The sequence below is a fragment of the Hylemonella sp. GW821-FHT10B10 genome (assembly GCF_059415585.1).
Map to the genome: position 1 here is coordinate 79161 of NZ_JBWKNN010000001.1, position 12417 is coordinate 91577.

Annotated in this window: 9 protein-coding genes; 8 read left to right on the top strand and 1 reads right to left on the bottom strand. The window is 65.3% G+C overall.

Going from position 1 to position 12417, the window contains the following annotated elements:
* Nucleotides 1-20 precede the first annotated feature (20 nt).
* The 7 genes from AC07NT_RS00380 to AC07NT_RS00410 all read left to right on the top strand — a co-directional run bounded on the left by AC07NT_RS00380 (nt 21) and on the right by AC07NT_RS00410 (nt 5280).
* Nucleotides 21-941 carry a 2-hydroxyacid dehydrogenase gene (locus tag AC07NT_RS00380; protein ID WP_498598406.1) on the top strand — a complete coding sequence of 307 codons (921 nt, stop codon included), beginning with the start codon at nt 21-23 and terminating at the stop codon, nt 939-941.
* A 1-nt stretch (nt 942) separates the two neighbouring features.
* Nucleotides 943-1848: a hydroxymethylglutaryl-CoA lyase gene (locus tag AC07NT_RS00385; RefSeq protein WP_498598405.1), complete on the top strand. Its 906-nt coding sequence runs from the start codon at nt 943-945 to the stop codon at nt 1846-1848.
* Between the two features lie 5 nt (nt 1849-1853).
* A complete protein-coding gene (locus AC07NT_RS00390; RefSeq protein ID WP_498598404.1) occupies nt 1854-2078 on the top strand; it encodes a DUF1289 domain-containing protein in 225 nt (74 codons plus the stop codon).
* Nucleotides 2075-2698, top strand: coding sequence for a 2-hydroxychromene-2-carboxylate isomerase (locus tag AC07NT_RS00395; protein WP_498598403.1), 624 nt, complete (start codon nt 2075-2077; stop codon nt 2696-2698). Before AC07NT_RS00390 ends, AC07NT_RS00395 begins: the two co-directional genes overlap by 4 nt.
* 142 nt (nt 2699-2840) lie before the next feature.
* A complete protein-coding gene (locus AC07NT_RS00400; RefSeq protein WP_498598402.1) occupies nt 2841-4499 on the top strand; it encodes an MFS transporter in 1659 nt (552 codons plus the stop codon).
* A 99-nt stretch (nt 4500-4598) separates the two neighbouring features.
* Nucleotides 4599-4793 (top strand): hypothetical protein, encoded by a 195-nt coding sequence (locus AC07NT_RS00405; protein ID WP_498598401.1) that lies wholly within the window; start codon nt 4599-4601, stop codon nt 4791-4793.
* A 46-nt stretch (nt 4794-4839) separates the two neighbouring features.
* Entirely contained in the window at nt 4840-5280 is a 441-nt protein-coding gene (locus tag AC07NT_RS00410; RefSeq protein WP_498598400.1) for a hypothetical protein, read from the top strand.
* Here AC07NT_RS00410 and AC07NT_RS00415 read toward each other — a convergent pair.
* Nucleotides 5277-6383: an ABC transporter substrate-binding protein gene (locus AC07NT_RS00415; RefSeq protein ID WP_498598399.1), complete on the bottom strand. Its 1107-nt coding sequence runs from the start codon at nt 6381-6383 to the stop codon at nt 5277-5279. The genes AC07NT_RS00410 and AC07NT_RS00415 overlap by 4 nt on opposite strands.
* 233 nt (nt 6384-6616) lie before the next feature.
* On the opposite strand from AC07NT_RS00415, the gene uvrA reads away from it, so the two are divergent.
* Complete coding sequence (uvrA, locus tag AC07NT_RS00420) at nt 6617-12352, top strand: excinuclease ABC subunit UvrA (RefSeq protein WP_498598521.1); 5736 nt, start codon at nt 6617-6619, stop codon at nt 12350-12352.
* Nucleotides 12353-12417 lie beyond the last annotated feature (65 nt).

Genomic DNA, 12417 nt, shown 5'->3' on the forward strand with positions numbered 1-12417 from the left:
GTGCCCTTAAGCTCCTTGTCATGAAGATTTATTTTTGCTGCACCGATTTCAAGGCCGAGCCCTGGCTGGCGGCGCTGCGCACGGCTTTGCCGCAGGCCGAGATCGAGATCTGGGCTCCGGGCGCCGGTCCGGCCGATTACGCCGTGGTCTGGGCGCCGCCGCAACAGTTTCTCGATGAGCAGCCGCAGATCAAGGCCCTGTTCAATATCGGCGCGGGCGTGGACGCGCTCACGCAGTTCAAGCTGTCTGCGAAGACGAAGCTGGTGCGCCTGGACGACGCCGGCATGTCGGTGCAGATGGCCGAGTACGTCACCCATGCCTTGATCCGCCATTTCCGCGAGTTCGACATCTACGCGGCCGACGTGGCGCAAGGCAAGTGGTCTTTTCGCAAGCCGCGCCTGCGCGAAGACTTCCCCGTGGGCATCATGGGCCTGGGGGTGCTGGGTCAGCGTGTGGCGCGTGCGGTGCAGGCTTTCGAGTTCCCGGTGCTGGGCTGGAGCCGTTCCCCCAAGGCGCTGCAAGGTGTGCGCTGTTACGCAGGCGAGGCGCAGTTTTCCGAATTCCTGGCCGAGACCCGGGTGCTGGTCTGCCTGCTGCCCCTGACCGAGGAGACCCGCGGCATCATGAACCGCGAGAGTCTGTCCCAATTGCGGCCGGGTGCTTACCTGATCAATGTGGCGCGTGGCGCGCACCTGGTGGAGGAAGACCTGATCCCGCTGATCGACAGTGGCCACCTGGCCGGCGCCACGCTGGATGTGTTCCGTCAGGAGCCGCTGCCCGCCGCCCACCCTTTTTGGCGCCACCCGAAGATCGTGGTCACGCCGCACACCTCGGCGCGCACCCTGCGCGACGAGAGCGTGGCGCAGATCGCCGGCAAGATCCTGCGCCTGGAACGGGGTGAATCCATTGCAGGTATTGTCGATCCCACGAAAGGTTACTGACATGAGCCTACCCACCCGCGTCCAGCTGATCGATGTCGGTCCGCGCGACGGTCTGCAGAACGAAAAGCAGCCCGTGCCCGCGGCGGTGAAGATCGAACTCGTGCAGCGCCTGCAGGATGCGGGCCTCCAGGAGATCGAGGTCACGAGCTTCGTCTCGCCCAGATGGGTGCCGCAGATGAGCGACAACGCCGAGGTCATGGCCGGCATCACGCGAAAACCCGGCGTGCGCTATTCGGTGCTGGTGCCCAATATGAAGGGCTGGCGGGCGGCGCAGCCCACCAGGCCCGACGAGATCGTGGTCTTCGGCTCGGCCAGCGAGGCTTTCAGCCAGAAGAACATCAACTGCTCGATCGCCGAAAGCATCGAGCGCTTCGCGCCCGTGGTGGAAGCCGCGCTGGCGGCGGGCATCCGTGTGCGTGGCGCCATGAGCTGCACCGTGGGCTGTCCCTACGAGGGCGATATCGCGCCCGAGCGTGTGGGCATGCTGGCGAAACGGATGAAGGACATTGGCGTGCAGCGTGTGGACGTGGCCGACACCATCGGCGTGGGCACGCCGCTCAAGGTGCAGCGTGCGATCGAGGCCACGCTGGCGCATTTTGGCGTTGACGACATCTCGGGCCATTTCCACGACACCTACGACCTGGCGCTGGCCAATACCTATGCGGCACTGGAGATGGGGGTCTGGAATTTCCAGTCCTCCACGGCCGGCCTGGGCGGCTGCCCCTATGCCAAGGGCGCGACGGGCAACGTGGCGACCGAGGACGTGGTCCACCTGCTGCAGGGTCTGGGCATCGAGACCGGCATCGACCTGGATCGGCTGGTGGACGCGGGCGTGTACATCAGCGCGGCGCTGGGGCGTACGCCCAACTCGCGCGTAGCCACGGCCCTTCTTAGCAAGCGCGATTGAGTGTGATGGAGTGGCTGCTCAAACAGGCGGTGCGGGCCCAGGCCAAGGCCCGGGACCTGCCTTCGCCCTGCATCTCGGTCTGCCGCATGGAGACGACCACGGGCCTGTGCAAGGGTTGCCTGCGCTCGCTGGACGAAATCGCCGCCTGGTCCGGGCTGGACGACGAAGGCAAACGCGCCATCTGGGCCCGTATCGAGGCACGCGCCACGGCGCAAGGAGTGAACCCGTGAAGCAGATCACCTTCTACCTGGACTTCATCTCGCCCTACAGCCACCTGGCTTTCGAGCAGTTGCCCGAGGCGCTGATGGGGTTGAGTTATTCGGTGACCTACCGGCCCGTGCTGCTGGGCGCCATGCTGCGGCACCACAAGCTGCTCGGCCCGGCCGAGGTGCCGGCCAAGCGCGAGTGGACCTACCGGCATGTCCTGTGGCTGGGGCAGCAGCAGGGTGTGGCGCTGCAGATGCCCGCGGCCCATCCTTTCAACCCCCTGCCCCTGTTGCGCCTGGCCATTGCCGCCGCGCAGGGGGGCGACCCCAACCGCTATGTCTGCGAGACCCTGCTGCGGCACGTCTGGCAGGGGGGGCTGGACGCCAACGATCCGGCCCGCTTGCAGGCCCTGCGCGAGCAGCTGGCCCCGGCCCTGGCGCCGGATGACGAAGTGGTGAAGGCCCGCCTGCGCGCCAATACCGACGAGGCGATCGCCGCAGGGGCCTTCGGCGTCCCGTCCTGTGTGGTCGATGGGCGCCTGTTCTGGGGGCTGGACAGCCTGCCCATGCTGCGTCGTTATCTGGAGGGCGATGCCTGGTTCGACGGGCCCGGTTGGCACGCCGTCATCCCGGATGCTGCGTAGCAACAAAGGTCTTGGTGTGTTGCCAGATGGCGAAACTCAGGGTTATCACCTAAGGCCACTGTAAGAAAGCGGTCAGTGCCAACCCCAAGAATGCACGGCAATCCCCATGTCGGGGAGGGTGTTCATTCTTAGGAGACACAACATGGCAACTACACAGGCTGCAAGGCCGATGACGCCCGAAGAGAAGAAGGTGATCTTCGCCTCTTCCCTCGGCACGGTTTTCGAGTGGTACGACTTCTACCTCTACGGCTCGCTGGCGGCCATCATCGCCAAGCAGTTCTTCAGCGGTCTGGATGCCGGTTCGGCCTTCATCTTCGCGCTGCTGGCCTTCGCCGCCGGTTTCATCGTGCGTCCCTTCGGTGCCATCTTCTTTGGCCGTCTGGGCGACATGATCGGCCGCAAGTACACCTTCCTGGTCACCATCCTGATCATGGGCCTGTCCACCTTCATCGTGGGCATCCTGCCGACCTATGCCAGCATTGGCGTGGCCGCACCGGTCATTCTGATCGCGCTGCGTCTGCTGCAAGGCCTGGCGCTGGGCGGTGAGTACGGTGGCGCCGCCACCTACGTGGCCGAGCACTCGCCGCAAGGCAAGCGCGGTGCCTACACCTCCTGGATCCAGACCACGGCCACCCTGGGCCTGTTCCTGAGCCTGCTCGTGATCCTGGGTACGCGTACCGCCATGGGTGAAGCCGCCTTCGCCGACTGGGGCTGGCGCATTCCCTTCCTGGTGTCCATCTTCCTGCTGGCCATCTCGGTGTGGATCCGTCTGTCCATGAACGAGTCGCCGGCCTTCGCCAAGATGAAGGCGGAGGGCAAGACCTCCAAGGCTCCCCTGTCCGAATCCTTCGGTCAGTGGAAAAACCTGAAGATCGTGATCCTGGCGCTGATCGGCCTGACCGCCGGCCAGGCCGTGGTCTGGTACTCGGGCCAGTTCTATGCCCTGTTCTTCCTGACCCAGGCGCTCAAGGTGGACGGCGCCTCTGCCAACATCTACGTGGCCATCTCACTGCTGATCGGCACGCCCTTCTTCATTATCTTCGGATCCTGGTCTGACAAGATCGGCCGCAAGCCCATCATCATGGCCGGTTGCCTGCTGGCCGTGCTGACCTACTTCCCGGTCTTCGAAGCGCTGACCAAGGCTGCCAACCCCGACCTCTACGCTGCCCAGCAGAAGAGCAAGGTCGTCGTGACGGCCGATCCGAAGGAGTGCTCGTTCCAGTTCAACCCGACCGGCACCGTCAAGTTCACCAGCTCCTGCGATATCGCCAAGCAGGTGCTGGCTGGCGCTTCGGTGAGTTATGACAACGCTGTCGGCGCCGCTGGCGCCCCTGCGACGATCAAGATCGGCGAAACGCTGATCACCGGCTACACCGCCAAGGGCATCCCGGCTGAAGAAGCCAAGGTCAAGGACGCCGAGTTCAAGAAGGCCGTGGCTGACGCGCTCAAGGAGCACGGCTACCCCGCCAAGGCCGACATGGCCAAGGTGGACAAGGTCATGGTCATCGCCATCCTGGCCTATCTGGTGATCCTGGTCACCATGGTCTACGGCCCCATCGCCGCCATGCTGGTGGAGATGTTCCCGACCCGCATCCGCTACACCTCCATGTCCCTGCCGTATCACATCGGCAACGGCTGGTTCGGCGGCCTGCTGCCCACCACGGCCTTCGCCATCGTGGCGCAGACCGGCAATATGTACAACGGCCTCTGGTATCCGATCATCATCGCCGGCATGACCTTCGTGGTCGGCATGCTGTTCGTCAAGGAAACCAAGGACGTGGACATCTACGCCCGCGACTGATGAGCCGCGGTGCCATCTGTGCACCCTGACCCGGCCTGCCGGGTCAGAGCAGGCCCTCTTACCGAGGGCCTTTCTTTTTGTCAATCTGGAAACTGAATCATGTGGAAAATCATTGTCGGCTTTATCCTCTTTGCTGCCCTGGCCCTCTTCGTTATCATCAAAGGCGGTGATAAGCTGGATATGAGTGGCGAAAAACACGGTGCAGAGGCCGTGCATGCGCCCGAGGTGCCCGCATCGGCTCCGGCGGCACCGGCTTCCGCTGTGCCAGCTCCGGCTGCCAGCGCTGCCAAATAGGCGCTGCGCTTGAGAAGACACGGCGGCTTCGGTGCCGCTCAACACCATGAACTATTCAAAGACAGAAGTTGGGCAACAGGCATTCAAGGAGCGCTCGCCGGACCTATCGGCCCGGCAGCGTTCGGCCTTCATCCTGTTTGACGGGGCCAAGTCCCTGCAGCAGGTGCTGGCCGCCACCGCCGGTCTGGGCGTGACACAGGCTGATGTGGACTACCTGCTGGCGCGGGGGTACATTGCGGCGGCCCAGCCGGCCGCTCCAGGCGCGGGGTCTGCAGCGAGCAGCGATCGCACGAACCAGCAGCGTTACGCCGAGGCCTATCCGATTGCCACGAGGCTCACGGCCTCCCTGGGCCTGCGTGGTTTCAAGCTGAACCTGGCGGTCGAAGCAGCCTCCGGCTTCGACGATCTGCTGGTCCTGCTGCCCCGGATCCAGGAAGCCGTGGGCCATGAGGCCTGCCTGCCGCTGGAGCAGGCATTGAAAGGCTAGCGCCGGAAGCGGCCGTCGGCCGTGATGATGGACAGGTCGGCGAAGTCCAGGCCCGTATGGTCCTGGGGGCTGAAGTTCACCTCCAGACCACCGATATCGAACTTGCTGAGACTTTCGAGCGCCGCCTGGATGCGTTCCCGGGTGGGCTTGGGGCCGGCCCGGCGCAGGGCCTCCACCAGCACCTTGGCTGCGGCAAAACCCTCAAGCATGGCCGGGCTGACCTCGCTGAGGCCCTTGGCGCGGGCCAGGTCCTGTGCTTCCTTGACCAGGCCATAGGAGAGCGATTGCGGGAAGACCTGGGTCACGATCACGCCGCGAGCCTGCTCGCCGAGCTGCTTGACGAAACCTCCCGAGGCATTGTTCGACAGCGTGACCACCTGGGCCAGGGAGCCGGCGGCGCGTATGGCCTTGATGCCCGTCACGACGGTATTGCCCGAGGCGATGAAGATCACGGCCTGGGGCTGTTCCTGGACCACACGGGCGGCGAGGCGGTCGATGTCGGGCTTGGCCCGGTCGAGTTTTTCGAGGAACAGGGGCTTGAGTTGGGCCTTTTCCAGACCGCGCAGGGCGCCTTGCACCGAGTCGGCGCCGAAACTGTCGTCAGTCTGCAGGATGCCGATGCGGTTGATGCCAATGGTGGCCAGATGCTGGACGGCTTTTTCGGCCTCGCGCTGGTAGGTGGCGCGCACGTTGAAGACGTGCTTTTTCACGGGCTGATGCAGGATCACGGCGCCTGTGGAGGGGGCGATCAGCGGTATCCCGTGCTGGTCCAGCACCGGGATGATGGCCTCGGTGTGCGGCGTGCCGCGGTTCAGGAAAAGGGCCACCACATTGCGTTCCGTGATGAGCTTCTGCGCGTTCTCCGCGGCGAGCTTGGGGTCAAACTTGTCGTCTACCGAAATCAGCTCGATCTTCTGTCCGGCGATGCCGCCCTTGGCGTTGATGGCATCGATGTACAGCCTGGCCCCGTCGGTGGTTTCGTTCACCCCTGCGGCCACCAGACCGGTGAAGCCTGCGGTCTGCCCGATCAGAATCTGGGCTGTAGAGGCATTCCCCAGCAGTACCCATGCCAGAGCCACACCAACGATTAATCTGCTTTTCATGTCTTGTCTCCTGCGCCCGGGGCGCCACGGCTGGACAGTGTAGGCCCACGCGCCCTTCCTGGCATCATGGAGAACACCAGTTTGCGGTTAATACGTAGCTTGAGCGCGCCGCCTGCGCGGGGACCCGTATGCCGGCAGGGGCATTTCACGTCGGCGGGCGGCCATGCCCCGCAGTCACGCCGGGGTAAGACGAGGTCCCTAGAATGTTTGGGCCTATGCAAAAGACACCAGCCATGACCCAGGGGACGATCCGCATCCGCGGCGCGCGCCAGCACAACCTCAAGAACCTCGACCTGGACATCCGCACCGGCGAGCTCACGGTGGTCACCGGCCCCAGCGGTTCGGGCAAGTCCAGCCTGGTGTTCGACACCCTCTACGCCGAGGGCCAGCGTCGTTACGTCGAGACTTTCAGCGCCTATGCACGCCAGTTCCTGGACCGCATGGACAAGCCAGCGGTAGACAAGGTGGAGGGCGTGCCACCGGCCATCGCCATCGACCAGACCAACCCGGTGCGCTCCTCGCGCTCCACGGTAGGCACGATGACCGAGCTCAACGACCACCTCAAGCTGCTCTATGCGCGTGCGGCCCAGCTGTTCGACCGTCAGACCGCTCAGCCCGTGCGGCACGACAGTGCCGACAGCATCTACACCGAGCTGCAGAAGCGTGCGGTAGCAGGCGGCGATCCGCGCCTGGTGCTCACTTTCCCGGTCGAGCTGCCGGCCAACACCAGCCGAGAGGAGATCGAGCAGTGGCTCTCGGCCAGTGGCTTCACCAAGGTGCAGGCCGAACGCGAGGTGGCCACACCGGCGGGTCCGAGAAAGATGCTGGACGTCGTCGCTGACCGATTCCGTCTCTCCAGCGCAGAAAGCGCGCGCGTGATCGAGGCGATCGAGGTTGCACTCAAGCGCGGCAGTGGCCGGCTCAACGTCTACCGTTTGCAGGATGAAGGGGAACCGGAGATTTGGCGTTTCTCGACCGGATTGCACAACCCGGACAGCGACCTGCGCTACGCCGACCCCATCCCTTCCATGTTCTCCTTCAACTCGGCCGTGGGTGCCTGCGAGGTCTGCCGTGGTTTCGGCCGCGTGATCGGCGTGGACTACGGCCTGGTCATTCCGAACGACAAAGTCACGCTGCGCGCCGGCGCCATCAAGACCATCCAGACTCCCGCCTGGGCCGAGTGCCAGGACGACCTGATGCGCCATGCCGAGGCGGCCGGCATCCCGCGCGACACGCCTTGGTACAAGCTGACCCCCGAGCAGAAGAACTGGGTCATCTACGGCTCGCCCAACTGGAAGGGGAAATGGAACCAGCAGTGGTACGGCATCAAGCGCTTCTTCGAGTACCTGGAGACCAAGTCCTACAAGATGCACATCCGGGTGCTGCTGTCGAAGTACCGCAGCTACACGCCTTGCGAGACCTGCAATGGTGCGCGCCTCAAGACCGAGAGCCTGCTCTGGCGCATCGGGAGCAAGGAGGAGGCCGATGCGGTGCTCGAACCGTCGAAGCGTTTCATGCCGGCCGGTACCCAATGGAGTCGGGGCCAGCTGGAGGCCCTGCCCGGCCTGTGTCTGCACGACCTGATGCTGCTGCCGCTGGACCGGCTGCGTCGTTTCTTTGACAGCATCCAGAAGAACGAGCGCACTGCATCAACCCATGCCGAAGGCGAGGCGCAGGCGCTGAAACTGCTGTTCGAGGAAATCACGACCCGGCTCAGGTACCTCTGTGATGTGGGCATCGGCTACCTTACGCTGGATCGCCAGAGCCGCACGCTGTCGGGCGGCGAGGTGCAGCGCATCAACCTGACGACCGCGCTGGGAACGTCGCTGGTCAACACGCTTTTCGTGCTCGACGAACCCAGCATCGGCCTGCACCCGCGCGACATGCACCGCATCATCGAGGCCATGCACCGCCTGCGTGATGCCGGCAATACCCTGGTGGTGGTTGAGCATGACCCGGCCGTGATGTTCGCAGCCGACCGTATGATCGACATGGGGCCGGGTCCGGGTGAACGCGGCGGCCAGATCGTCTTCGACGGCAGCACCGACGACCTGCGCAACGCCGACACCCTGACCGGCGCCTACCTGGGCGCGCGCAAGCAGGTCGGCATGGGCTTCAAGCGCATGGTGGCCGAGAACACGCCGCGCCTCATCCTCGAAGGCGCGCGCGAGCACAACCTCAAGAACATTTCCATCGATATCCCGCTGGGCCGCCTGGTCTGCGTGACCGGGGTCTCGGGTTCCGGCAAGTCCACGCTCATCCAGGACGTGCTGGCCCCGGCGCTGATGCGCCACTTCGGTCGCGCTACAGAGACGCCGGGTCTGCATGACCGCCTGCTGGGCGCCGAGCAACTGGCCGACGTGGTGTTTGTCGACCAGTCGCCCATCGGCAAGACGGCGCGTTCCAACCCCGTGAGTTATGTGGGCGCCTGGGACGCCATCCGCGAGATCTACGCCAATGCGCCGCTGTCACGCCAGCGCAGCTACACCGCCGCCAAGTTCAGCGCCAACAGCGGTGACGGTCGCTGCCCCACCTGCGGCGGCTCGGGTTTCGAGCACGTGGAGATGCAGTTCCTCAGCGATGTCTACCTGCGCTGCCCGGATTGCGACGGCAAACGTTACCGTCCGGAGATCCTGGAGATCACCGTGGAACGCGGTGGTCGCCTGTTGAATGTGGCCGACGTGCTGGAGCTGACCGTCAGCGAAGCCGCCGGCCTGTTCGCCAACGATCGCGACGTGATCCGCGCCCTGCAACCCATCGTGGACGTGGGCCTGGAGTACGTGCGCCTGGGCCAGCCCGTGCCCACGCTCAGCGGCGGCGAGGCCCAGCGCCTCAAGCTCGCCGGTTTCCTCGCCGAGGCGGCCAAGAGCGCCACGGCCAGCCGGCAGGTGGTGGGCAAGAAGGGCACGCTCTTCCTCTTCGATGAACCCACCACGGGCCTGCACTTCGACGACATCGCCAAGCTCATGCGCGCCTTGCGCAAGCTGCTCGATGCCGGCCATTCCCTGCTCATCATCGAGCACAACCTGGACGTGATGCGCGCCAGCGACTGGCTGATCGACCTCGGCCCCGAAGGTGGCGACGCCGGCGGCGAGCTGGTGGCCGTGGGCACACCCGAGGAGGTGCGCCTGCACCCCAGCAGCCACACGGGCCGTGCCCTGCGCGAATACGCCCTGGCCATGGGCGAGGTGCATGAGGCGCACGAAGGGGCGGCGCGTTTCATCCCGCAGGCTTTCACGCCCGGGCACAAGCCAGTGCGGGTCAAATCGCAAGCGCCGGACGCGATCCAGATCGTCAACGCCAAGGAACACAACCTCAAGAGCCTGAGTGTCAACATCCCGCGCGGCAAGTTCAATGTGGTCACGGGCGTCAGCGGTTCGGGCAAGTCCACCCTGGCCTTCGACATCCTGTTCAACGAGGGCCAGCGCCGTTATCTGGAGTCGCTCAACGCCTATGCGCGCAGCATCGTACAGCCGGCGGGCCGGCCCGAGGTGGACGCGGTCTACGGCATCCCGCCCACGGTCGCCATCGAGCAGCGTCTCTCGCGCGGCGGCCGCAAGTCCACGGTGGGTACCACCACCGAAGTCTGGCACTTCCTGCGCCTGCTGTTCGTGAAGCTTGGTGTGCAGCATTGCATCCATGATGGCGCCGCGGTGGCGCCGCAGACGCCCGACAGCATCCTGGCCCATCTGATGAAACAGTTCCGCGGCCAGGAGGTCGGCCTGCTGGCGCCGCTGGTGCTGAACCGCAAGGGGGTCTATACCGAACTGGCCGACTGGGCCCGTCCGCGCGGCTATACCCACCTGCGGGTGGACGGTAACTTTCTGCCCACCACGGGTTTCCCGCGCATCGATCGCTTCAAGGAGCACACCATCGAGTTGCCGGTGGCCAGCCTCACGGTGCAGCCCGAGAACGAGGCGGCATTGCGCCTGGCGCTGACGACTGCGCTGGAGCATGGCAAGGGCGTGCTGCACGTGCTCAGCAGCCTGGACGGCCTGGCCGAGGCCATGAAGAGCGGTGTGTCCACCGCCGGCATCGGTGCACTGCACGTGCATTCCACCCGGCGTGCTTGCCCGGTCTGCGCAACGTCGTACGCGGAGCTGGATCCGCGCCTCTTTTCCTACAACAGCAAACACGGCTGGTGCCCGGATTGCGTGGGCACCGGCGTCAAGCTCAGCAAGGAGCAGCGCAAGCTGCTCGACGACTCGGTGCGCGACGACAAGGAAAAAGGCCGAGAGCAGACCTTTGCCGAACCCGAGGTGGAAGACGTTGCCGACCAGGCCTGTCCGAGCTGCGAGGGCACACGCCTGAACGCGACGGCCCGCGCCGTGAAATTCAGTGGTGTGGGGATCACCGAGATCGCGCGCCTGAGTGTCAGCGACGTACGGGCCTGGGTCGAAACGCTGCAGGTGATCGGCCGCATGACACAACGCGAGACCGATATTGCGCGCGACCTGATCCCCGAGATCAGGAGCCGGCTGGAGTTCCTCGAGCAGGTCGGTCTGGGGTACCTCACGCTGGACCGCGGCGCGCCCACCTTGTCCGGCGGCGAGGCGCAGCGCATCCGCCTGGCCGCCCAGCTGGGCAGCAATCTGCAGGGCGTGTGTTACGTGCTGGACGAGCCCACCATCGGCCTGCACGCACGCGACAACCAGATTCTGCTGAGCGCCTTGCAGCGCCTGAGCGACCAGGGCAACACCCTGGTGGTGGTGGAGCACGACGAGGACACGATACGCCGGGCGGACCACATCATCGACATCGGTCCCAGCGCCGGCAAGCGCGGCGGCCGACTGGTGGCCGAAGGGTCGGTGAAGAACGTGACCGATGCTGCGGATTCGCAGACGGGTCGTTACCTTCTGCACGCGATGAAACACCCGCTGCAGCCCCGCCGCGACGTGAAGGCGAAGGATCTGAGTTGGCTCACGGTACACGGCGCGCAACTGCACAATCTGCAGCACGTCACGGCCAAGGTGCCGCTCAGGCGCCTGGTGGCCGTGACCGGGGTCAGCGGCTCGGGCAAGTCCACGCTGGCGCGAGATGTGCTGCTGGCCAATGTGGCGACGGTCGTGGCCAAGCGTGCGACCAAGGCCGGGCGCGACGCGCTGGCGCGTGGTGTGGACTGGAGCGGCTGCGAGGGCGTCAGCGGTTTTGAAGCCGTGGATCGCGTGCTCGAAGTGGACCAGACCCCGATTGGCAAGACGCCACGCAGTTGCCCCGCCACCTACATCGGTTTCTGGGACACCATCCGCAAGCTCTTTGCCGAGACGCTGGAAGCCAAGGCGCGGGGTTACGCGGCCGGTCGTTTCAGCTTCAACACCGGCGAGGGCCGTTGTCCGACCTGTGAGGGTCAGGGCGTGCGCACCATCGAGATGAGTTTTCTGCCCGATGTGAAGGTTTTGTGTGAGTCCTGCAAGGGTGCGCGCTTCAATCCGGAGACACTCGCTGTCACCTGGCGCGGCAAGAGCATCGGTGATGTGCTGCAGATGGAGGTGGATGAGGCGGCGGATTTCTTCGCGGCCATGCCCGGCATTGCGCACCCGCTGCAGCTGCTCAAAGACGTGGGCCTGGGTTACCTGACCCTGGGCCAGCCGTCGCCCACCCTTTCCGGTGGCGAGGCGCAGCGCATCAAGCTCGTGACCGAACTCAGCAAGGTGCGCGACGAGGTGGGCCGACGCGGCCAGAAGGCGCCGCACACCCTTTATGTACTGGACGAACCCACCGTGGGCCTGCACATGGCCGACGTGGACAAGCTGATCCGGGTGCTGCACCGTCTGGTCGATGGCGGCCACAGCGTGGTGGTGATCGAACATGACCTCGACGTCATTGCGGAGGCGGACTGGATCCTGGACCTGGGCCCCGAGGGGGGCAAGGAAGGCGGCCGTATCGTGGCCGCAGCGACGCCGGAGGAGGTTGTGCGCCTGGGCACGCACACGGGTCAGGCGCTCGGGCCGGTACTGGCGCGCCGTTGAGGCAGGGGCGAGTACGGAGGCTGGATGCACCATGCAGGGTCCCATATCCGTGGGATGCACAGGGC